General features: G+C 71.9%; 17 protein-coding genes and 1 pseudogene. 6 read left to right on the top strand and 12 right to left on the bottom strand.

Going from position 1 to position 22,474, the window contains the following annotated elements; translation table 11 throughout:
* Window positions 1–21: 21 nt before the first annotated feature.
* The 9 genes from CRP52_RS34735 to CRP52_RS34695 all read right to left on the bottom strand — a co-directional run bounded on the left by CRP52_RS34735 (window position 22) and on the right by CRP52_RS34695 (window position 10,843).
* A complete protein-coding gene (locus CRP52_RS34735) occupies window positions 22–219 on the bottom strand; it encodes an MbtH family protein (RefSeq protein WP_097240819.1) in 198 nt (65 codons plus the stop codon).
* Window positions 220–250: 31 nt separating this feature from the next.
* Window positions 251–2,068: an asparagine synthase (glutamine-hydrolyzing) gene (gene asnB / locus CRP52_RS34730; protein WP_097240818.1), complete on the bottom strand. Its 1,818-nt coding sequence runs from the start codon at window positions 2,066–2,068 to the stop codon at window positions 251–253.
* A 7-nt stretch (window positions 2,069–2,075) separates the two neighbouring features.
* Window positions 2,076–2,957: an LLM class flavin-dependent oxidoreductase gene (locus tag CRP52_RS34725; RefSeq protein WP_257033200.1), complete on the bottom strand. Its 882-nt coding sequence runs from the start codon at window positions 2,955–2,957 to the stop codon at window positions 2,076–2,078.
* Window positions 2,954–4,126, bottom strand: a complete 1,173-nt coding sequence (locus CRP52_RS40130; RefSeq protein ID WP_097240816.1) for a GNAT family N-acetyltransferase — start codon at window positions 4,124–4,126, stop codon at window positions 2,954–2,956. Before CRP52_RS40130 ends, CRP52_RS34725 begins: the two co-directional genes overlap by 4 nt.
* A gap of 76 nt (window positions 4,127–4,202) precedes the next feature.
* Entirely contained in the window at window positions 4,203–4,619 is a 417-nt protein-coding gene (gene panD, locus CRP52_RS34715; protein WP_097240815.1) for an aspartate 1-decarboxylase, read from the bottom strand.
* Window positions 4,620–4,658: 39 nt separating this feature from the next.
* Window positions 4,659–6,038: a DUF6002 family protein gene (locus CRP52_RS34710; protein WP_143685909.1), complete on the bottom strand. Its 1,380-nt coding sequence runs from the start codon at window positions 6,036–6,038 to the stop codon at window positions 4,659–4,661.
* A 57-nt stretch (window positions 6,039–6,095) separates the two neighbouring features.
* Window positions 6,096–6,701: a TIGR00730 family Rossman fold protein gene (locus CRP52_RS34705; protein ID WP_179853129.1), complete on the bottom strand. Its 606-nt coding sequence runs from the start codon at window positions 6,699–6,701 to the stop codon at window positions 6,096–6,098.
* A 415-nt stretch (window positions 6,702–7,116) separates the two neighbouring features.
* The gene (locus CRP52_RS34700; protein WP_179853128.1) at window positions 7,117–9,915 is read right to left on the bottom strand and encodes an AfsR/SARP family transcriptional regulator; all 2,799 of its coding nucleotides are present in this window, start codon (window positions 9,913–9,915) and stop codon (window positions 7,117–7,119) included.
* Window positions 9,916–10,477: 562 nt separating this feature from the next.
* Entirely contained in the window at window positions 10,478–10,843 is a 366-nt protein-coding gene (locus tag CRP52_RS34695; RefSeq protein WP_143685907.1) for a DUF308 domain-containing protein, read from the bottom strand.
* A gap of 378 nt (window positions 10,844–11,221) precedes the next feature.
* Here CRP52_RS34695 and CRP52_RS34690 point away from each other — a divergent pair, with 378 nt between their 5' ends.
* On the top strand, window positions 11,222–12,139 hold the full coding sequence (locus tag CRP52_RS34690) for a hypothetical protein (protein ID WP_097240810.1): 918 nt from the start codon (window positions 11,222–11,224) through the stop codon (window positions 12,137–12,139).
* A gap of 224 nt (window positions 12,140–12,363) precedes the next feature.
* On the opposite strand, the gene CRP52_RS39010 is transcribed toward CRP52_RS34690, so the two are convergent.
* Both CRP52_RS39010 and CRP52_RS34680 read right to left on the bottom strand, forming a co-directional pair.
* A complete protein-coding gene (locus CRP52_RS39010; RefSeq protein ID WP_101948341.1) occupies window positions 12,364–14,004 on the bottom strand; it encodes an eCIS core domain-containing protein in 1,641 nt (546 codons plus the stop codon).
* 190 nt (window positions 14,005–14,194) lie between these two features.
* Complete coding sequence (locus tag CRP52_RS34680) at window positions 14,195–15,196, bottom strand: helix-turn-helix transcriptional regulator (protein ID WP_097240809.1); 1,002 nt, start codon at window positions 15,194–15,196, stop codon at window positions 14,195–14,197.
* A gap of 94 nt (window positions 15,197–15,290) precedes the next feature.
* On the opposite strand from CRP52_RS34680, the gene CRP52_RS34675 reads away from it, so the two are divergent.
* Both CRP52_RS34675 and CRP52_RS40965 read left to right on the top strand, forming a co-directional pair.
* Window positions 15,291–15,689: a VOC family protein gene (locus CRP52_RS34675; protein WP_097240808.1), complete on the top strand. Its 399-nt coding sequence runs from the start codon at window positions 15,291–15,293 to the stop codon at window positions 15,687–15,689.
* Window positions 15,690–15,860, top strand: a pseudogene (locus CRP52_RS40965) (MBL fold metallo-hydrolase); the annotation flags it as partial. It lies immediately after the preceding gene.
* 431 nt (window positions 15,861–16,291) lie between these two features.
* Here CRP52_RS40965 and CRP52_RS34665 read toward each other — a convergent pair.
* Entirely contained in the window at window positions 16,292–16,966 is a 675-nt protein-coding gene (locus CRP52_RS34665; RefSeq protein WP_257033199.1) for a TetR/AcrR family transcriptional regulator, read from the bottom strand.
* Between the two features lie 122 nt (window positions 16,967–17,088).
* On the opposite strand from CRP52_RS34665, the gene CRP52_RS34660 reads away from it, so the two are divergent.
* From CRP52_RS34660 to CRP52_RS34650, 3 genes are all read left to right on the top strand, one after another.
* Window positions 17,089–17,670, top strand: a complete 582-nt coding sequence (locus CRP52_RS34660) for an NADPH-dependent FMN reductase (RefSeq protein WP_097240806.1) — start codon at window positions 17,089–17,091, stop codon at window positions 17,668–17,670.
* A 28-nt stretch (window positions 17,671–17,698) separates the two neighbouring features.
* On the top strand, window positions 17,699–19,231 hold the full coding sequence (locus CRP52_RS34655) for a DHA2 family efflux MFS transporter permease subunit (RefSeq protein WP_097240805.1): 1,533 nt from the start codon (window positions 17,699–17,701) through the stop codon (window positions 19,229–19,231).
* Window positions 19,232–19,425: 194 nt separating this feature from the next.
* Window positions 19,426–22,452: a glycoside hydrolase family 2 TIM barrel-domain containing protein gene (locus CRP52_RS34650; protein WP_097240804.1), complete on the top strand. Its 3,027-nt coding sequence runs from the start codon at window positions 19,426–19,428 to the stop codon at window positions 22,450–22,452.
* Window positions 22,453–22,474: the final 22 nt, after the last annotated feature.

Here is a 22,474-nt window from a genome sequence, read left to right as displayed (position 1 = left end):
GTCGGCCCTCGGGGATCTGCTTCAGTGGTCGGCGCTGCGCCGTGCCTCGCGCACCGAGCGGGGGCGCATGTCGGTCCACACCCGTTCGATGTGCTGCAGGCACTCCTCGCGGGATCCGGCAGTGCCTTCCTCGTGCCAGCCCAGCGGCAGGTCGCGGTCGGTCCACCAGATCGAGTACTGCTCCTCGTCGTTCAGGACCACGCGGTAGGTGTCGTTCATGGCTGCTCCTTCTCGGGTGGGGCGTCAGGTGTCACACGATCCGCACGTTGTACGCGCGCAACCAGGCGTCGGTCTCCAGCAGCGGGGTGAGCAGGTGCGCGGTGTTCGCCCAGGCCACGGAGACGTCCGCGCCCTCGGCGACCTTGCGCACCCGGTCGGCGTCGAGCAGCTCGCGCAGCGGTGAATCCGGATCGTCCAGCAGGCGCAGGACGGCGGTGACGACCTGCCGGGTGTAGTCGGGCGCGTGGGTCGCGGGGTAGGCGCTCTTGCGGCGGTTGAGCAGGCCCGGCGGGAGCAGGTCGCGCACGGCCGCGCGCAGCAGGCTCTTCTCCCGGCCGTCGGCGCACTTCATCGACCAGGGCACGTTCCACAGGTACTCCACCAGCCGGTGGTCGCAGAACGGCACCCGCACCTCCAGCCCCACGGCCATGCTCATGCGGTCGGTGCGGTCCAGCAGCAGGTGCAGCGGACCCTGGAGGCTCAGATACAGCACCTCGCGCATCCGGGCCTGCAGCCCGCTCTCTCCCTCCAGCCGGGGGACCCGGGCCAGCAACGTGGCGTAGCCGTCGCGTTCCTGCTCCTGGGGCCGGACGCGGTCCAGGACGTCCGGGGCCAGGCACTCGGCCAGCTGGAGGCCCTGGCCCAGCCACGGGTAGGTGTCCGCCTCCACCAGCGCCGGCGTGTGGAACCAGGGGTACCCGCCGAACACCTCGTCGGCGCCCTCCCCGGACAGGGCGACCGTGGAACGGCGGCGCACCGCGGCGAACAGCTGGAGCATCGAGGAGTCGAACTGGCCCAGGCTCGGCAGGTCGCGCGCCCGCAGGGCCTGGGCCGCGCCGGCCGCGACGGCCGCGGAGTCCAGCACCACATCGGTGTGCCGGGTGCCCAGGTGCCGGCTGGCCTGGCGGGCGTAGGGGGCGTCGCGGTCCGGGCGCAGCGCGGTGGAGTGGAAGTGCCGGTCGGAGTCGGTGAAGTCCACGGCGAACGTGGTGAGGGGGCGGCCGCTGCGCCGGGCGGCCAGGGCGCTGAGCGCCGTCGAGTCCAGGCCGCCGGACAGCAGGGAGCACACCGGCACGTCGGCCGCGAGCTGACGCAGCACGATGTCCTCCAGCAGGCCTCGGACGGTGGCGACGGTGGTGTCCCAGTCGTCGGTGTGCGGGCGGCTGACCAGGCGCCAGTACGGGAACTCGTGGGCGCCGCCGCGGTCGACGACCAGGGTGGAGGCCGGGGCCACCTCGCGCAGCCCGGCCAGCACGCAGCCGCCCGGCTCCTTCAGCCGGGGGTTGAAGACCACGGGCAGCCGCTCGGCCTGAAGGACCGGTCGGAAAAGCGGGTTGGCGAGGATCGCCTTGGGTTCGGAGCCGAACAGCAGCCCGCCCGGGTAGACGTGCACGTACAGCGGTTTGACGCCCAGCCGGTCCCGGGCCAGGGTCAGGGTTTCCCGGTCGCCGTCCCACACCGCGAACGCGAAGATCCCGTTCAGGTGCTCGGCGCAGTCGGCGCCCCACTCCAGGTACGCCCGCAGCACCACCTCGGTGTCGCTGCGGGTGGCGAAGACGTGGCCTCGGGCGGTGAGCTGGACGCGCAGCTCGGGGGTGTTGTAGATCTCGCCGTTGTAGACCAGGACGACCTGCTCGCCGTCGGGCGTGCGCCGGGTCACCATGGGCTGGGCCCCGCCCTGGAGGTCCACCACCGCCAGTCTGCGGTGGCCGAGCGCCACGTGCGGCGCCGTCCACGTCCCGCAGCCGTCGGGTCCCCGGGAGGCCAGGGATGCCGTCATCCGTTCCAGGACGGGAATCTCCTCGCGCATGTCGCGTCGGAAGTCGAGCCAGCCTGTTATGCCGCACATCCGGGTCCTACCGCCTCTCCGTGAGATGGCGCTCAGCGATGTCGTGGAGCACTGTCGGGTCCGCGCGGTAGGGGCCGTGCGGCGCCGGGAAGGGGACGACCAGGTCGGTGAAGCCGAGCCGTGCGTAGCGCTGGAGCGCGGCGGCGAAGGTGGCCGCCGAGGCCAGGACGGGGTGGTCCCGGCCGGTGTCGACCACCATGCGGCGCACGGTGCCGGGGTCGCGCCCCAGGGCCCGGCAGGCCTGGTCCAGGGTCCGGGACTGCTCGGCCAGTGCCGCGTCGTCGATGCGCGGGGCCTGGTGGGGCCCCGGCACGACTCCGTTGGTCACCCACATGTCGGCGTGTCGCGCCGCGACCGCGATGCCCCGCCGGCCCGTGGCGGCGACGGCGATCGGGGCCCGGGGACGCTGGACGCAGCCCGGGACGACGCGGGCCTCCTCGAAGTCGTAGAACTCGCCGTGGTGGGTGACCTTGCGCTCCCGCAGCAACCGGTCCACCACCGCGGTGAACTCGGCGAAGCGGCGCATGCGCGACGTGCCGTCCGGCGCGCGGCCCAGCGCTGACGCGTCGATGCCGGTCGTTCCGGCGCCCAGGCCCAGGACCATCCGGCCCCGCGACAGGTCGTCCAGCGTCATGAACTCCTGGGCGAGCGGGACGGGATGACGGAAATTGGGCCCGGTGACCAGCGGCCCGAGCCGGATGCGGCGGGTCGCCAGGGCGGCTGCGGCGAGCGTCGGCACGGCCGCGTACCACGGGTTCCCGACGCGCTCGCGCCAGGTGAGGTGGTCGTACGTCCAGGCGTGGTCGAAGCCGAGCTCGTCCGCCAGGCGCCACTGCTTCACTGCCTGCTCCCACGGCGTGTCGGGCAGGATGACGAGACCGATCCTCACCGTGACCACCGCCCTTCGCGCGGCGCGCCGGTCGGGCGGGCAGGGCTCAGGAAGGCGTCGAGGTCCACGTCCCGGGCGTCGGTGACGTTGGGGCACTGCCAGGGCAGCGTCCGGTGCGCCGGACGCTGGGCGTCGTGGAAGTACAGGGCCTGCCAGCGGCCTGGCGCCGACGGGTCCTCGGCCAGCACGGGGTTGGCGACCAGGAAGTCCCGTACGGCCGGGGTGTCGCGGCGTACCGAGAGCCACAGCCGCTTGTCGTGGAAGTGGGTGCGCGGCAGCTCGACCAGGGGATGGAACTTGCGCTTGAACTGGAAGATGCCCTTGCTGACGAACGGCTCGCATCCCGACAGGTCCAGTCTGCGGACCCCGTGCCGGCCGGCCCAGTCGATCAGCGCGGGGTAGAGGGCGGCGAGCGCTCCGTGCGCGTAGTGCTCCTCGGCGCCGTCCAGTACCCCGGCCAGGCGCAGGGTGAGGGTGCCGGCGCCCGGACCGTAGCGGCACAGCATCCCCGCGACGTGCCGCTCGCCCTCGCGCAGGAACAGCAGGACGCCTTGGCGCAGCAGGCACTCGCGTGCCATGTCCTTGTCCATGGACCGGGTGGCCGTGCCGTGGCGTCGGCGCATCGTGGGCAGATGGATGGTGTCGTAGAAGCGGTCGAAGTCGGCGACGGACGTGGAGGTCTCCACAGTCCAGCCGCGGGTGCGGAACTGCCGCTCGCAGCGCTGGCGTTCCTTGCGGGAGATGCGCCGGCGCATCTCCTCGACGTCGGCGACGACCGGCACCACCAGATGCAGCCGGAACGGAAGCAGCAGCGAACGCTCCCGGGGCAGGCGCGGGGCACGGCCGGCGGTGGTGCCCACCGCCAGCAGGTCGCAGTCGGGCAGTCCCGCTCCCCGCTCCAGCTGGGTCCACCCGATGGTGCCCTGCCGTCGGCGCACCGCGTCCGCGTCCGCGCCACGGCGCCCTTCCAGGAACGGCAGCACGTGGCGCAGCCCGTCGCCGATCCCCGCGTAGCCCAGGACCAGCGGATGGCCGGGAAGCTCGGACACCACCAGGGGGAAACGCGTCGGCCGGTCCCCGTCCCACCAGCGCCGCAGCCGCGTGAAAGCGGGGTGCTCGCTGTTGGTCCAGGCGTAGCGGGCACGGAGCATCACTTTGGCGCGGTGCATGGCCCCTCCCTCTGTGAACAAGCGCGGACTCTGTGAACGTGCGCGGAGATGCACGGACCTGCGGGGGCGGGCGGGCTCAGGACGCGGTGATGTCACTGCGCCGCAGGTGCGCAGCGCCGAAGGTGTCCGCCGGGTCGCCGCCCGTGCCGGTGATCCTGTTGTCGCCGTCCACGAAGACGACCCGCGGCTCCAGGTCCTTGCACTCGGCGTCGGCGACGAGGCCGTAGGCGATGATGATGACGAGATCGCCCTCGGCGACGAGGCGGGCGGCCGCGCCGTTGACCCCGATGACCCCGCTGCCGTACTCGCCGCGGATGACGTAGGTCTCCAGCCGGGCACCGTTGTTGACGTCCACGACGTGCACCAGCTCGCCGGGCAGCAGCCCGGCGGCTTCCATCAGTTCCTCGTCGATGGTCAGCGATCCCACGTAGTGCAGGTCGCACTGGGTCACGGTGGCCCGGTGGATCTTGGACTTGAGCATGGTTCGGAACACGGCGTACTCCCAAGAGGTGCGCTGGACGGGCTTGTCGGATCAGGCCACCGCGGTGTGGAGGATCTTCAGGACCTCCTCCTCGCCGGCGGCGAAGCGGATGCCGTCGGGGGCCGCGGGCGGCAGGGTGTCGTCGCAGTAGCTGCCGGAGGCGTGCACCACGACGTCCGTGCCCTTGGGGATCAGGCCTCGCTCGTCGCCGACGAGCAGACCGGTGAGGGCCATGACCAGCGACCACTCCCGCAGGTCCTCGGGGCAGGCGGGCAGGTCCGCCCCGAGGGGCGCGGCGAGTTCCCGCACCCGGCTGTACCGCTGCAGGCACTCGTGCTGGGACACCACCACACCGTCCCCGCCGTGCGTGCGGATGAGCGGGTCGATCTCGGCGCAGGTGACCGGGGCGCGGGTGTAGAAGGTGGGGTCGATGAGATCCGACGGGGAGTCGGTGACCGCAGGGAAGCGCGGATCGGCCGACTGCCGCCACAGGCCGTCCGCCACGTCATGCGTGTAGCGGGGCAGGCGGGCGCCGGACAGGCTCAGCACCATGTCGGGCGTGGAGAGGTGCTGGACCAGGAAGAAGCCGGGGTGGGCGGGCGGCGCCTTGAGGTCGGCGGCGACGCCCTGGGACAGCAGCTGGTAGCCGAGGCTGTATCCCAGCAGTCCGTACGCGCTGGAGACGGCGTGGGCGTGCCAGCGCGGCACGCCCGTCTCGTGCGGGGCGGTGAACTCCGCCTCGACACAGGCGCGGACGACGTCGGCCATGCGGTAGTTGTCGAGGTCCATCGTGTACCACACCCGCCAGGTGTCCTTCACGGCCGGATCGGCGAGGTAGGCGTCCACGACGTTGCGGGTCACCGCCTTGACCTGGGCCGGCTGGTCGACCTGGGCGAGCACGGCGGGGTTGGCCGCTCGCAGCTCGGGGGTCGCCGCCAAAGGACAGTTGCGCAGCTTGCGCAGCGAGTCGGCCGGGGCGACGGTCATCACCCGCAGCCGCTCCGGTCCTGCGATCCCGGTCGCGTACGCCCGGGCCACCGCGTCGCGAAGGGCGGTTCCCTTGTTGCCGGAGGTGGGGGTGACGATGATGACGTTCTCCCCGGTCTCCCGGATGTGCTGCACGGCCCGGGCGACCATGCTGAGCGAGGCGAAGGTCTTCGTCGTCCGGGTACCGGGGTTGCGCATCAGGTTGAGCGCGGTCACCCGGCGCCCGCCGACGGGCTCCAGCTCGTGCACGGACACGTCGGAGGCGGCGTAGAACTCGCGCAGCCCGTCGTCGATCTCCGGGACGCGAAACGCCAACTCGGCGTCCCCCGGGCGAGAGCGACGCGAGCCCAGGGTTTCGGCTGCCGCCCGCACGACCCGGTGGTAGCGGGTGAGCGTGGCGGGGACGACGGTCGGCGTCGGCTCTGTGACGGAATGGAGCGGCAAGAGTCGTCCTCGATTCTTGTGGCAGGGGCCTGCGGGGGGTCGTACGAAAGGCTGGGGTCACCGGGCTCCGGGGCCGCCGGCCATCTTCTCCAGGGCCTCGACGGCGGTGACCGGATCGGTGGTGATCTCGAACGGGACGGACAGCGGGCCGCGGGTGAACCCGCGTTCCTGCACGGCCGTCACGGCACGCAACAGCGGGGTCCAGAACCCGTCCACGTCGAGCAGGACCAAGGGGCGGGGGTTCTGACCGAGGTAGTTCAGGGACACCACCTCGATGACCTCGTCCAGCGTGCCGTAGCCGCCCGGCAGCGCCAGGAAGGCGTCGGAGCGGGCGAACATCTCCCTCTTGCGCGCGAACATGTCCTCGGTGACGACCAGTTCCTGCTCGGGTGCCGCATCGTCACGCTCCAGTTCGCGCAGGAACCGGGGGATGACACCGGTGATCGGGGCGCCGTGCCGCTTCGCCGCACGAGCCACCGCACCCATCACACCCACGCCCCCGGCGCCGTACACCAGACGGTGACCGCGGGTACCGAGCAGGGCGCCCACAGCCTCGGCGTACTGCGTCACACGGGGCGAGGCCCCGGACCGGGCACCGCAGAAGACGGCCACCGACAAGCCGGTCCCGTCCTCGGTCCTGACCTGCGACACGTCACCCGCCATCGATGGCCTCCAGTTACAGGGATACGGCCGGAGAGTCCCCCTTCGCGGTGACGTCCCCGGTGTCGTGACTCGACGGGGCACCATGCTCACCACGGTGCTATCCCTCGCCTATCGCAGGACGATCAGCCTCCTATCCGGTGGCCGCTCGCGCTGCCCACGGGGCGCCGATAGCGCGCCGATGGGAGGGTGAAGGATCACGTTCGTACGATGCGCAGCACACGAAGGCCCGTTCGCCGACAACGGCCGGCCAGGGCCGAGGAGATTCCCGGAGGCATCTGTGAACAGGTTGTTGGCCGACAAGACGCGGATGTGCCCCGTTGCGGTGGCCGGTGAGGCGCCCGCCGGCCCTGCGGACGACACGCCCTGGGGGCCGACGGTGCGCTCACTCACCGGGCAGTACGGCCCGGTTGCGGTGTCACGGGCGGGACGGAAGTAGCGACAGGGTCCTGCGTTGCGCACCCTCGTCGCCGTACTGCCGGAACACCGGCAGCGCCTGCTCAAGAAGGGCCACGGCACGCTGCCGGCGGTCCTGCCTCAGGTAGACCTCGGCCAGGCTCAACCTGGCCAGTGCCATGGCGTGGTCGTTGCCCGTGGCCTTGGCCAGTGCCAGGGCGCTCTGGAAACAGCGCTCCGCCTCGGCGAGGTTGCCCTGGGCCAGCTGGGCACTGCCGAGCCCGCGCTGCACATGTCCCTCACCCACCCGGTCCGCCTGCTCGCGCACGATGGGCAGCGCCGTGAAGAACCGGCACATCGCCTGCTGCGGCCGCCCCTGCTGCACATCGAGTGCGCCCAGGTGGAACAGCACCTGGGAACGCACCCGCTGGTTGCCCACCTCCTCGCAGATCCGCAGGGCATCGGTGAGCAGCTGCCGCGCCGTTGCGTCGTCACCCGACGACGCATGGATCTGCGCCATGGTGCACCACGTGTGGGCCTGGCCGACGGGGTCTGCCGAGGCGAGGAACAATTCGGCGGCCCGTCCGTAGCCCTCCAGCGCTTCGTCGAAGGCACCTTCGCTGTGCAGGCACAGGGCGAGGTTGCGCACAGTCAGCGCGGTGCCGACGCCCTCCCGCAATCCCTCGAATATCGGCAGCGCCTTCTCCAGCTGGGGCCTGGCACGGTCGATGCGCTGCTGCGAGATGTACAGCGAGCCCAGCGAACAGCGCAGGGCGGCCTCGCCCCGCACGTTGCCCATGCGCATCACCACGTCCAGCGCCGTCTCGTGAGTCTCCCGCCAGTCATCGCGGTAGAAGCGGGCCTCGAAGAGGGCGACCAGGTTGACGGCCAGTTCCCAGCACGGCTCGTCCAAGCCCTGCGCGGCCGCGTGCCCCACGGCGGCCAGCAGCCCCGAGCGCTCCACGTCCATCCAGTGAAGCGGGTCCGCCAGCACATGGCGCACGAGGGCCGCAGGAGGCTCCCAGCGTGGCGACTCCCCGCGCACGAGCGTGAAGTTCCCCCCGTAGAGCCGTCCGCGGGCCTGCTCGACGAGAGAGAGCCAGGCCCCCACGACACGGCGCACCACCTCCTGGCGGTACTCGGCAGTGAACCGGTCGGCGGTCTCACGCAGGAACAGACGCGTGAGGTTGTGGAAGCGGTAGTGGGGGTCGTTGGTCGGCTCGGCGCCCACGGGCAGGAGCAACTGGCACGCGGCGCCCTGGTCCATCAGGTCGAGCGCCTCACAGGGACCGACACCGAGGACCACCCCGGCCATCCAGGCGGGTATGGCGTCCATGTCGAAGAGGCTGAGCAGGCTGAGGAGGTCGCGCAGCCGCTGCGGCAGAGCGTGGAAGGCCGAGGCGATGCTGTCGCGCACGGACTGGCTGCCGTGGACGAGTTCGTCCAGACTCCGCCGCTCGTCGTGGACGCGCTGTGCCATGGCGGAGACCGTCCGGCTCGGCATCGTGGCCAGACGCGCCCCGATGATGCTCACGGCGAGCGGCAGCCCCTCGACACTGCGGACGAGGGAGGTCGCGGCGGCCGGCTCGGCGCCGACTCGACCGTCTCCGACGATCCGTTGCAGCAGTTCGACGGCGTCCCGGCACGTGAGCACGTCCAGCCGCACCTTCTGCAGGGAGGCGAGGCCCGTCTGCGGCGTACGGCTGGTCACGATCACCGCGCAGTTCCGCTCCCCGGGCAACAGCGGCTGGATCTGGTCCTCGTCGGCGGCGTCGTCGAGGACCAGCAGCATCCGCCGCCCCGCGACACAACTGCGGAACATCGCCGCACGCTCCTCCACCCCCTCCGGAATGCTGGGCGGCGGCACACCCAGCACGCGCAGGAAGTGGTCCAGCACCCGGGCCGGCGAAACCGGGTCGGGCCGGCTGCCGTGCAGGTCGTAGTAGATCTGGCCGTCAGGGAAGTGTTCCTGCATCAGCTGGTACGCGACGTGGAGGGCCAGGGCCGTCTTGCCGACGCCGCCTTGGCCGAACAGATTGACGGCGTGGGTCCCCTGGCGCCCGGCGGAGGCGGTACCGGTCAGCGCTGCGCCGACCTGCCGGATCTGCTCGTCCCGGCCGGTCAAGCACGGGGGCTGCTGCGGCAACTGGCGCGGGACGACCTGCTTGGCCGCGGTGATGCTGGTCCCGGGCACCAGGTTCGGCGCATCGTTGAGGATCTCCTTCTCCAGACGGCTCAATTCCTCGCAGGGTTCGAGCCCGAGTTCCCGGACCATGTGCTCGCGCCCCTCCCGGTACACCTGGAGGGCGTCGGTTCGTCGGCCCACCCGGTGCAGGGCGAGCATGAGCTGGCCGCGCAGCTTCTCGCGCAGAGGATTCTCGGAGACCTTGGTCTCGATTTCCGTCAGCAGGGCTCGTTCCCGGCCTTGGAGCAATTCCAGGTCGAAGCACTCCTCCAGGACCGAGAGGCGCTCCTCGTTGAGCAGAACCGCCTTCCTCTGGAAGATGTCACTGTCGAGCCCGCTGAGAGCCGGTCCGCGCCAAAGAGCGAGTGCGGACCGGTAGTTCTGTACGGCCTCGGCGATGTCACCGGAATCACATGAGGCCCGGGCATCGGCCACCAGCCTGGCGAACTCGTCGACATCCCGCAGACCGGGGTCAAGCATGAGGGAGTAGCCGAAGTGATGCGTTTTCAGGGCGTCCCGCATTCCCACTTCGGCCAGCGCCCTCCGCACTGCGGAAACACAGATCTGTATCTGGCTTCGCACGGTGACGGGAGGATCCTCCGGCCAAATGACGTCGACGATGTCCTCGATGCTCACGATCTCCCGCGCCCGGCAGGTCAGTGCAGCCATCAATAACAGATGTCGGCGGGCATTGAGGTGGACTGTCGCTGCTCCGCGCCTTAGTTCAAAGCGCCCGAGGAGGCGGAACTGCGCCTGTTCACTGCTTCCCCATTGTGCGTGCACAGCACCTCCGCTTGTAGCGTGATCCGATCCGACGACAGGCGGGATTCCGGGCCGGACGTGCACCACGGCCCCTCCACGGCCACGCGCACCCCCCCATGCCATGACTTCCGAGACTGCCGAGACTTCCGAGGCGTCAGAGGCGGAAACGCCCGCCGTGCAAGTCCAGGGCTCGTAAGGCCCGGGAGTGACCATGCACACCTCATGTTAAAGAGGCAGTCCGGTGATGGGAGTATGCACTGAGTCTCCGACTCTGTGCTCGGCGTCTCCTCCACCGCCGGCCCCGGCCTCGGCCGGCAGCGGTGTTCGCGCCGGCAGAGGCCGCCGGCGACTTCGAGAAGCCGTTGCCGTACCGATCAAGAGACGTGTCGACCTCCTGGCAGCCGGCCAGCAGCTCCAGGGTGGTCGCGACGGCCGACTACGCCGCGGGCTCGGACGTCGCCGTCGCCGCACGCCAGGTGGCGATGACGTCGGCCGCCTTGGTCTCGAAGTCCGGGTCGCGCCAGGCGCCCGGCATGCCGATCACCGCCGGCAGCTTGAAGTCACCGTGCTCCCGGTGGGTGACCCGCACGACGTCCCCGGAATCGGGGCGGTTGCGGTGCTTCCCGACCTCGACGTTGGTGATGTCCGCCCAGGCGAACCGCTTGCCGGCGCCCAACGCGCCGGTCCACCAGATCTCGCGCTCGTCGAAGCTCACGCTGCTGAAAGCGCCCCTCACCTGGAGGAGTCCACTGATGACCAGGAGAACGCCGACAGCCATGACGGCGGCACTCCGGACGTTCATCGGGAGGAGCGAACCGCGGTACAGGAGGTAGGCACCACCGGCCAGGAAGAGCGTCGAGAAGATCCACTGGCGGCGTATCTGTGCCGGATGGAGACGATGAGTGACGTGTTTCACCAGCGGATCTTGGCAGGTCGGGCGTATCTGAGGAAGCGTCATGTCGCTCGGTCGGCGGGTAGCGGCCGCCGCGGTCGAGGGCGGTGGAGAGGGACTGGGCTGCGGTGCCGGGCGAGGTGGCGGTAGGCGGCGTCGGTGCTCTGGCGGGCCATCGGGTACGGTCACGGTTTCACGCCGCTCAGTTCCGGTGACGGGCCGTCCGGACCGCCACCGGGGAGCGGTGAGTCCCACACGAACCGTGTGCAACCCCTAGGGAGCTTCCTCGTGCACCAACTCCTGCGCCGGAGCCTTTCGACCCTCGCCGCCCTCGGCATAGCCGTCGGCACTCCGCTGCTCACCGCCGGCACCGCCCAGGCCCAGGCCCAGCATGAGTGCGGCGCCGTCGGCGTCCAGTTCTCCGTCGACGGCGGCAAGAGCTGGATCTCCGACGGCCGGATGTCCCAGCCGCACGGCGTCATCCAGGTGCGCCTGGTCGGCGACGTCGTGGACGGCTGCGACTACCGCGTCTCGCTGGCCTCGTACGACACCGAGGGGCCGACCTGGGCCACCTCGGGCAAGCAGACCTTCCTCGGCTGGGCGACCACGACGCTGCGCAGCGGGAACCGCCAGGCGACCCTGGACGTCTCCGCCCACCTGCCGAAGTGCTACGGCCAGATCGACCTGTACAACGGCGACAAGAAGTTCGACGGCGTCGCCAACCCCGCACCGAGGTACCCGGACGGCGTCTTCCCGGACAACCTGATCTCGGCCTGGAACGGCGGCAAGGCCTGCGTGCCGACCCCGACCGGCACGCCGACCTCCTCGGCGTCGCCCACGGCCACCGCGACCCCGCACCCGACCGGGACTCCCACCGCCACGACGACGCCTTCGGCCACCGCCACCGCGACGGCCACCGCCTCGCCCTCCACCACCGCCAAGCCGTCGGCGCCGGCCACCACCGGGACGCCGTCCAGCGGCCCGTCGACCGCCCCGGCCGTGCCGGCGCCGTCCGCCCCGGCGGACACGACCGGCCCGGTCGGCAAGCCGACCGCCAATCCGGTCTCGACCACGCCGGCCAGCACCCTGGCCAGCACGGGTGGCAACAGCAGCCAGATGATCGTCTACGGCGCCGGCGGGGCCGCGCTGCTCGCCGTCGGCGGGGGCGCGCTGGTGATCGCCCGCCGTCGGGGCGCCCGCCGCTGACGCGGCACCGCTGAGGTACCCAGGACGCCCGCGGTCCCCGGACCGCGGGCGTCCGTCGTCCGTTCACGACCGGTCGGATCGGCCGCCAAGCATCCCCCGTACCACTGACGTCCCGCGTACGCGTCCTGACTGCCCGGCGGTTGCAGCGGCGCGCGGCAGCAGGTGGCCGGGATCCCGCGGGACCGCGTCCGCCGCCCACGAGGGGGCATGGCCGGTCGGGTCGGTCACTCGCCCGCCAGGATGTCGGCGAAGACGATCACGGCCGCGCTCTCGCCGTACTTCGTCGACTTCTCCTGCCGGAAGTCGCCACTGCGCACGAGGATCCGGGTGATGTGGATCTTGGTGCCGATGGGGAAGGTCATCTCCGCCTCGGACTGGTTGTTCCTGCCGAGCGCCCTCCCCCGGTGGCCCTCCGGGAGGCCGAACTCCCAGACGATCTCCTTGCCCGCCACGTACGTGTGGGTCAACGGATCGCCGTACGTCGTCGACAGGATCGCCGGCCACTCGATCGTCTGGTCCACCGAGACGTAACCGCCCTCCGGGTGGCTCTCCTGCTGCTTGAGGATGCCGCCGAACGAGTCGTACATGTGCTTGCTGTCGCCGCGCACCACGTTGCCGTCCGCGTTCGCGGGGGGCGTCGTGAAGTCGTCCCACACGCCGTTGATCCGGGCGAAGATGTCGAAGGTGTCCGCGAGGTGCTTCTCGTCCCACGCCGCCGTGCTCTGCTCGTCCGCGTAACCGCGCGCCATGGCGACACTGCGCCAGGTGTCGAGCACCTCCCTCTCCTTGGACTTGTAGGAGAAGCCGGGGGTGGCGATCTCGCTGGGGGTGAAGCCGACCTGCCCGAGGGCCGCGAGGAGCGGGTTGATCCGGCGGTAGTCGGCACTGAGGTAGTTCTCGCCGAGGTCGAGGTCCTTCTGCTTCTGCTTGGCCGCGAGGACCGCCGGGTCCAACTCCAGGGCGCGAGCCGCCTCGTACTCCGCGCGGGACGTCTCCCGGTCCGCGACCGTCCCCCACGACTTGTCCTTGAGGGACGCCCGGGGCTTCTTGCCGTCCGCGCCCTCGGAGATCAGGTAGGACCCGAAGCCGAAACTGAGGATCGTCTGCCCCTCGACGTCCCCCTCGTCCGTGTGCTTGACGACCGGGGTCCCCTTCGCGAGGCCTGCCGCGAGGGTGCGCTGCAGGGGCGCCTGCGCCACACCGGCCGTCCCGTTCCCGGGGCCGGGCGCACGCTGTACGTCGGAGGACGCCTGCGGGGCCGGGCGGCTCATCACCGCGCGGGCGTTGGCCTCGGCCTCGCGCTCGAAGCGGTCGGTGGGGTCCGAGACCGACAGCCCGTTGCCGTTGTCGGTGCCGCTGACCGGCCCTCGGCGCTGCTGGATGACATGAGTGAGCTCGTGGGCGAGGGTGTGCGCGTCACCCCCTCCCTCGCCGATGACGACGTGGTTGCCGGAGGTGTAGGCACGCGCGCCGACCTCGGCGGCGGAGGCCCTGGCGGCGGCGCCGGTGTGGATGCGCACGTCGGAGAAGTCGGCGCCGAGGCGGGACTCCATGTCCGTACGGATGGCCTGGTCCAGAGGCCGGCCGGGGCCGCGCAGGACCTGGTGGACGGAGGAGCGCTGAACGGCCGGGGCCGCCGCACGCCGGACGGCGGGGCCCTCGTGGCCGCAGCCGTCCCCGTGCCGGTGTCCCTTCTCGTCCGGGCCGTGGCCGGCCCGGCGGAGCATCTGGACGACCGCCGCGTTGCCCACGGTGGCCTGGAGGCCGAGCAGTCCTGACCGTGGATGCCCGGCCTGGGCGGCCGCGTGCCTCGCCTCCCGGCCGGCCTCGGCCCTGGTGGCTTCCTCGTTCTCCCGCTTGCGCATCGGGCTCCGCCCTCCTGGGATCGTCGGCAACCTCCCACTCAACCCGACGGCCACGGCGCTGCGGAAGGTACTTCAGGGCAGAGTCGGGGTCTCCGCGACCGTCTCCCGCGGCACTTCCGTACAGGCGACAGGCACACCGGCAGCAGGAGAAGGAGGCGGTCGGCGGTGCCGGGCGGGGTGGGCAGCGGTGTCAGGTCCGGCGGGCGGAGGCGGTGAGCCGGTCGGCGAGCGCGGTGACGAGGTCTCGCAGTTCGTCCGGTCGCTCGATGACGAACGGCCGGTCGAGCGAGGCGAGGACGGGGGGCAGCCAGTCCAGCCGCTCGGCCCGCACGCCGACGCGGATCCAGCGCTCGGCATGCGGATCCGTGCCGTCCTCCGGCGCGGGCTCCTCCAGGGTCGCGATGCCGGCGGGAAGCCGGGCGCGGATCTGTTCGACCGTCCCGTGGATCCGCAGGGCCACGTCGTGCCGGTAGGCCGCCTCGGCGAGCCCGGACAGGACGCGCTGTGCCGGATCGGAGCCGGCGGGCGGCTCGAACGAGCCGGGCAGGGCCCTCGCGTCCGCGATGCGATCGAGGCGGAAGGTCCGGTCCTGGCCGATCCCCGGATCGGTGCCCGTGACGTACCACCGGCCGGCATGGGTGACGATCCCGTACGGGTGCAGCGTGCGTTCGCTGCGCCGGCCGTCCCGGGTGGTGTACCTGAGGGAGATCGGGCGGCGGTGGCGCACCGCATCGGCCAGGGCGAGCAGGACTCCGGTGGCCGGGGTGGCCCACTCGCCGGGCGGGGCCGTGAAGGCGAGGGATTGCATGACGGCGTCGAGCCGGCGGGCCAGGCGCTCGGGCAGAGCCCGGCGGATCTTGGCCGCTGCCGTCTCACCCGCGGTCACGGTCCCGGTCCCGGCCGCCGTCAGCAGCCCCGTCCTCGGGCCGGCGAGGAGCCCGAGCAGCACGGCGAGCGCCTCGTCGTCGTCGAGCATGAGCGGAGGCAGGCGGTACCCCGGGGCGAGCCGGTAGCCGCCGTAGCGGCCGCGGACCGCCTCGACGGGGATGTCGAGATCGACCAGGTGGTCCACGTACCGGCGCACGGTGCGCCCGTCGACGCCGAGCCGGTCGGCGAGTTCGGCCGCTGTTCTGATGCCGCCCGACTGCAGGAGTTCCAGGAGGGCGAGCACGCGGCCGGTGGGTCGAACCATGCCCAGGAGCCTAACGCCGATACCGGACCGGTTCTGTCCACTATTTGCTCTAGCGTTCCACGGGCAACAGCGCCACCACCCTGAGGAGAGCACCATGGAATTCGTTTCGATCCGGATCATCACGGGCGACGTCGCGCGCCTGGTCGACTTCTACGAGCGGGCCACCGGCGTGCAAGCCCACTGGTCCACCGAGGACTTCGCCGAACTGCGGACCGCCGGCGCCACCCTCGCCATCGGCCACACCCGCACCGTCGCACTGTTCGCACCCGGCTCCGCCCGTCCGGCCGACAACAACACCGTGATCACCGAATTCCTCGTCGCCGACGTGGACGGCGTGCACCGCAACCTGGCCGACTCCGTCACCGACTTCGTGGCCGGGCCCACCACGATGCCCTGGGGCAACCGCTCGCTCCTGCTGCGTGACCCCGACGGCAACCTCGTCAACTTCTTCACTCCCGTCACACCGGCGGCCATCGCGAAGTTCACCCGCTGACCGCTCCCCCTGGACCGGGTCCACCTTCTCGATCCCGGCGAGTCACTCGACGTCGGCGACGGCACGCTCACCGCGTTCCGGCCGCCCCTGTTCGACGATCCCACCACCGTCGGCTTCTTCGACGACCTCACCGGCGTCTGCTTCAGCTCGGACTGCTTCGGCCCGATGCCCGGCACGGCACGGGTACGTCGGCACCTTCATCCGCCGCGAGGTAGCGCTGAGTAGAGATGACATGTACGCTGCGTGTCGCCGGTTGAACAGCAATCGGGCCCGGCCGCCGCTCCGTGGGGGGAGTCACGCCCAGGCCCGCTCACCGGTCGGGGCTCGGTCGCACTCGTGGGGGAGTCGCGGCCGGGCCCGTAACCGGATGCTGTTCCTATGCCCGCCCGGCAGTTCCGCCAGACATGACAACCGTCCAGCCGGAGAGCTGTTCCAGGCGCGTCCGTCCACAACGCCCGGTCAGGGGTGTTCCGTTCAGACGGCCTGCTCGACGCGGGACTGGCAGCAGTACCACCTCGGCCTCTGTCTCCTCGGCCTCCTTCAGCCCGCAACGGGCGTGCAGGCGACTCCCATGCGCGGGACGGGCGGGGTGGTGGGTGAGGTCACCGCTTGGAGGGTGCGTAGGCGCGCAGGAAGGCCTGGACGCCGGCGGTGACGATCTCCTCGGTCTCGGCCGCATCCAGGGGGTAGGCGCCCCAGTAGGAGCGCTGGGTGACGTCGGTGGCGGTCAGGAGCACGAAATGGGTGGCCGCGCGCCCCGGGTCGGGCGCCTGCAGCCAGCCCTCCTCGGCCAGTTCCGCGAAACGCCGGGCCAGGGCGGCGAAAACCCGGCGCGGACCGGCCTCCTGCCAGGCGTCCAGAGCGGCCTTGGGCAGGTGCCGGGCCTCGGCGTTGATCTGGCGCACCAGGCCGAAGTGGTCGGCGAACTCCGTCAGTGGAGCCACCCAGGCCAGCGCGAACGCGGTCAGGTCCGCCTCCAGGTCGGTGACCTTCCCCAGGCGGCGGTCGATGATGTCCAGCTGGGCGTCGCCGACCTGCGTGGCGCTTTCCTGGACGACGGTCTGGAAGAGCAGTTCCTTGCCCGCGAAGTGGTTGTAGATCGTGCGGGTCGACACCCCGGCCTCGGTCGCGATGGCATCGATGCTGGCACGGGTGTAGCCGTCGCGGCCGAACACGGTGCGGGCGGCGCGGGTGATGGCCTGTCGTTTCTCGGCCAGCCCGCGGCGCGGCCGCCCGGCTGTGTCCTGCCGGTCGCCCGTCGTGGGGGTCTGGTGCACTGTCGCCGCCTCCAAGAAAATTGCAGTCACCGTTGTACTTGTTGCCATACACGTTGTACTTTACCTGACGTGCCGTCCGAACGGGCGGCGCACCAGACCACACCCCACCCCTGGAGACAGCCATGACCCGGACCCCGCTGCGCCTCGCCGTCATCATCGCCAGCACCCGCCAGGGCCGCTTCGCGCCCACCGTCGCCCACTGGTTCACCCGCACCGCAGAACAGCGCGCCGACCTCGACATCGACGTCATCGACCTGGCCGAGCACCCGCTGGCCCACCTCGGCGAGGAAGCCACCCCCGAACAGGCCCGCCACCACGCCGCCCTGACCCCCCGCCTGGCCGCCGCCGACGCCTTCGTGGTGATCACCCCCGAGTACAACCACAGCTTCCCCGCCGCCCTCAAGAACGCCATCGACCTGCACCGCAACGAATGGCACGCCAAGCCCGTCGGCTTCGTCTCCTACGGCGGCCTCGGCGGCGGACTGCGCGCCGTCGAACAACTGCGGCTGGTCTTCGCCGAACTGCACGCCGCGACCGTCCGCGACACCGTCAGCTTCCACAACGTCTGGAGCCTGTTCGACCAGGACGGCGAACCACTGGACGCGACCATCCAGAACGGCGCCGCCAAGGGCATGCTCGACCAGCTCACCTGGTGGGCCCACGCCCTCAGGAACGCTCGCACCACCCACCCCTACAACGCCTGAAACCACGACACAAAGGGGGGAAACAACCATGACCACGGCCACAACCACCACCGGCACGAAGACGGGCAGCGGGACGGGCGCTGCGGGCCCGCCCGGTCCGCGCACCGCGGCCCTCGCCGCCGTCGTGGTCCTCGGCTCGCTGCTGACCGTCCTCGACACCACGATCGTCAACGTCGCCCTCAACCGCCTCGCCGGGGACTTCGCCGCCCCACTGGCCACCATCCAGTGGGTCACCACCGGCTACACCCTGGCCCTGGCCACCGTCACCCCCGCCACCGCCTGGGCGATCGCACGCTTCGGCACCCGCCGCCTCTACCTGGGCGCGCTCACCCTGTTCGTGCTCGGCTCCGCCCTGGCCGGTGCCGCCTGGGACGCCCCCTCACTGATCGCCTTCCGCGTCCTGCAAGGCCTGGGCGCCGGCATGGTGATGCCCGTCGGCATGACCATCCTGCTGCGCGGCGGCGACCCCGCCCGCACCGGCCGCACCATGAGCACGCTCGGCCTGCCCGTCCTCATCGGCCCCCTCGCCGGCCCCGTCCTCGGCGGCCGCCTCGTCGACGAAGCCTCCTGGCGCTGGCTCTTCCTCCTCAACCTGCCCCTCGGCGCCCTCGCCCTCGTCCTCGCCGCCCACCTGCTGCCCCGCGACGCCCGCACCGCCGCCGCCCGCCCACCCGTGGACCTGCCCGGCCTGCTCATGCTCTCCCCCGGCCTGGCCGCACTCATCTACGGCCTGGGCGCCGAACACGGACACCCCACCGCACCCGCCGCCCTCCTGCCCACCCTGACCGGAGCCGCCCTCGTCACCGCCTTCACCGTCCGGGCACTGACCACACACCGGCCGCTGATCGACCTACGCCTGCTGACCCGCCCCGCCTTCGCCGCACCCGCCGCCACCATCGCCCTGTTCGGCCTCGGCTACTTCGGCTCCATGCTCCTGCTCCCCCTCTACTACCAGCTCGTCCGCGGCCAAAGCCCCACCCACGTGGGTCTGCTCGCCATCCCCCAAGCCCTCGCCACCGGCCTCACCATCCAACTCGCCGGCCGCCTGTCCGACCGCTTCTCCTCCCGCCGGATCATGGCCACCGGCACCGCCCTCGCCGCCGCCGGCTTCCTCGCCTTCACCCTCCAACTCACCGCCGACACCCCCTTCCCCCACCTCGTCGCCACCCTCGCCGTCACCGGCACGGGCATCGGCATGACCCTGATGCCGGCCATGGCCGCCGCCACCCGCAGCGTCACCCCCAGCGACGTCCCCGCCGCCACCACCCTCCTCACCATCGTCCAACAGGTCTGCGGCGCGGCCGGCACCGCCCTGATGTCCACCCTGCTCACCACCGCCATGACCGACCAACTGCCCACCGCCGCCACCACCACACAAACCGGCGACGCACTCACCGCCGTACAGTCCCTGGACGACGCCGCGCGCACGGCACTCGCCCCCCACCTCGCCCACGCCTTCCAACACACCTACACCTGGGTCACCGCCCTCATCGCCCTCGCCCTGGTCCCCGCACTGCTGCCCATCGCCGGCGAACGGGCACGCGTCGAAATCCGGCGCTGATCCCGCGGGCCGGACCCGTCTCCGACACGCAGCGAAGTTGCCGGCCACAGACCGGCGTTCCACGCAGGCCGGAGCTCGCATTCGCATGGCAGGCGCGCCCGTCGAGGCCGCAGCGGCGGGAACGTCTTCCCGCAACAAGCCTTCGATAGTACGGTCGCGCGCATCACCCCCGAGACCGCCCGGAGGGCTTAGGCATGCCTGCACGCTACTTCGAGGACTTCGTGCCCGGCCGCGGAAGGCCGGCGCCGCGCGCGGTCCTGGACTCCGATGCCCCCCGGATCGACCTCAACGGGCCGTGGGCGTTCCGGTTCTCCCCGGCGCTGCGGGCCGAACCGGACGGGTTCCAGGACCCGGAGTTCGACGACGGCTCCTGGGACGCCCTGCCGGTCCCCTCGCACTGGCAGCTGCGCGGCTACGGCCGGCCCGTCTACCTGAACATCGCCTACCCCATCCCGCTCGACCCGCCGTTCGTCCCGGACGAGAACGAGACCGGTGACTACCGCCGCGTCTTCGACCTGCCGGAGTCCTGGCAGGGCGTGCCCGCGGTGGTGCGTTTCGAGGGGGTGGACTCCTGCGCCCGGGTCTGGCTCAACGGCCGGGAGCTGGGTGTCACCTACGGCAGCCGGCTGGCGGCCGAGTTCGACGTGACCGAGGCGCTGAGGCCCGGCCGCAACGTGCTCGCCGTGCGGGTGCACCAGTTCTCCGCCGGCACCTACCTGGAGGACCAGGACACCTGGCGCCTGTCGGGCATCTTCCGCGACGTGGCACTGCTGGCCCGCCCCGCCGGTGGCATCCGGGACGTCTTCGTCCGCGCCGACTACGACGACGCCACCGGCGAGGGCCGGTTGCGCGTGGACGCGGACGCGGACGCACCCGTGCGGATCAGCGTCCCCGCCCTCGGCGTCCACGACCAGCCGGCCGACGGCGAGCTCCGGTTCCCGGCGGTGCGGCCCTGGAGCGCGGAGGACCCGCACCTGTACGAGGCCCGGCTGGCCACCGGCAGCGAACGCGTGCGCGTCCGCTTCGGCTTCCGCACCGTCACCGTCGACGGGGACGGCGTCCTGCGGGTCAACGGGCGCCGCGTGGTGCTGCGGGGCGTCAACCGGCACGAGTTCGACCCCGACCACGGCCGCGCCCTCTCCGTGGAGGCCATGCGCCGCGACGTGGAGCTGATGAAGCGTCACAACATCAACGCCGTCCGCACCTCCCACTACCCGCCGCACCCCGCCTTCCTCGACCTGTGCGACGAACTCGGCCTGTACGTCACCCTCGAATGCGACCTGGAGACCCACGGCTTCGAGTACGCCGACGCCACCACGTGGGAGCGCAACCCCTCCGACGACCCGCGCTGGCAGGCCGCCTACCTGGACCGCATCGAGCGCACGATCGAGCGGGACAAGAACCACCCCAGCATCGTCCTGTGGTCCCTGGGCAACGAGGCGGGCGACGGCCGGAACCTGCGCGCGATGGCCGACTGGGCGCGCCGGCGCGACCCCTCCCGTCCGATCCACTACGAGGCCGACCGGCTCGGCGAGTACACCGACGTCCACGGCCAGATGTACCGCCCGCCCGCGGCCGTCGCCCGCATCGGCCGCGGACAGCTGCTCCCGGGCGAGATCCACTACCCCGCGAGGGCCGGCTCCGGCGACCCGGCCGACGATCCGCGCAACCGCATGCCCTTCCTCCTCACCGAGTTCGCCCACGCGATGGGCAACGGACCCGGCGCCCTGGCCGAGTACGCGCGGCTCTTCGACGAGTACCCGCGGGTGCAGGGCGGCTGGGTGTGGGAGTGGATGGACCAGGGGCTGCGCACGCACGACGCAGCGGGCCGCGAATTCTTCGGCTACGGCGGCGACTTCGGCGAGGACCTGCACGACGGCAACTTCATCTGCGACGGCCTGGTCTTCCCCGACGGCACTCCCTCGCCCGGCCTGCTGGAGTACGCCAAGGTCATCGCTCCCGTCCGCATCGGCCCGGGCCCCGAGCCCGGAACGCTGAGCGTCGAGAACCACTACGAAGTCCTGGACCTGTCCCACCTGCGGTTCACCTGGTCGCTCGCGCGCGAGGGCGTCGAGATCGCCGCAGGCACACTGCCCACGCCGCAGCTGCCAGCCGGAAACCACGGTCGACTGCTGCTGCCCGCGCCGGCCTGGCAGGCCGCTGACGAGGACGGCGGTGAACTGTGGCTGACCGTCCGGGCGGAGCTGGCCAAGCCCGCCGACTGGGCGCCCGAGGGCCACGTCATCGCCTGGGGACAACTCCCGCTTTCCGCACCGCGCCGCGACCGCTCGGACGCACCGCTGATGTCCCCGCACGCCGCGGACGGATCCGTCACGCTCGGGCCCGGCCGGTTCGACCCCGCCACCGGCAGCCTCCTCGACCTCGGCGGACTGCCGCTGCAGGGCCCCACCCTGGGCCTGTGGCGCGCACCCACCGACAACGACCGCGGCTGGTCCCAGCGCGACGCCGCCTACTGGAAGGAGCGCGGCCTGGACCGGCTGCGCCACCGCACCGTCTCCGTCACGCCCGACGCCCAGGGCCTGACCGTCGTGGTCCGCAGCGCCGCCGCCGCCGTTGCCTGCGGCTACCTGACGACCTATCGCTGGACCAGCGACGGGACCGGCCTGCGGCTCCACGTGCACGCCGAACCGGTGGGCCACTGGCCCGAGCGGACGGACGACTTCGCCGACACCATGGTCGACCCCGCCCTGCCGCCGGAAGAGCGCCGGGAACTGGTCCGCCGCAACACCTCCCGCTCACTGGCCCGGATCGGCCTCGACTGGCAGCTCCCCGCCGACTGGTCACAGGTCGAGTGGTTCGGCGCCGGCCCCGGCGAGGCCTACCCGGACTCCCGGCAGGCGGTCCGCGTCGGACGCTTCCGCGCCACGGTCGACCGGCTGCAGACGCCCTACGTGCGCCCGCAGGAGAACGGCAACCGGATGGACGTGCGGTGGGCGCGGATCAGCGACGGCTCCGACGCCATCCACGTCCGGGGCGAAGAACCCTTCCACCTGTCCGCCCGTCCCTGGACCGACCGGCAGCTCGCCGCCGCCCGGCACCAGACCGAGCTGACCCCCGGCCCGCTCGTCCACCTGCACACCGACCACGCCGTCCAGGGCCTCGGAAGCGCCGCTTGCGGACCCGGTGTCCTGCCACAGCACCGGCTCGAACTCGGCACCGCCGACTTCACCCTCAGCCTCACACCCTTCCACCGCCCGTGACGTCGGAACCGGTCCGCCCGCG

This window comes from Streptomyces sp. 1331.2 (assembly GCF_900199205.1).
Taxonomy (GTDB): domain Bacteria; phylum Actinomycetota; class Actinomycetes; order Streptomycetales; family Streptomycetaceae; genus Kitasatospora.
The sequence above is the reverse complement of the archived record's forward strand: the minus strand, read 5'-3'. Positions and strand labels throughout refer to the sequence as shown.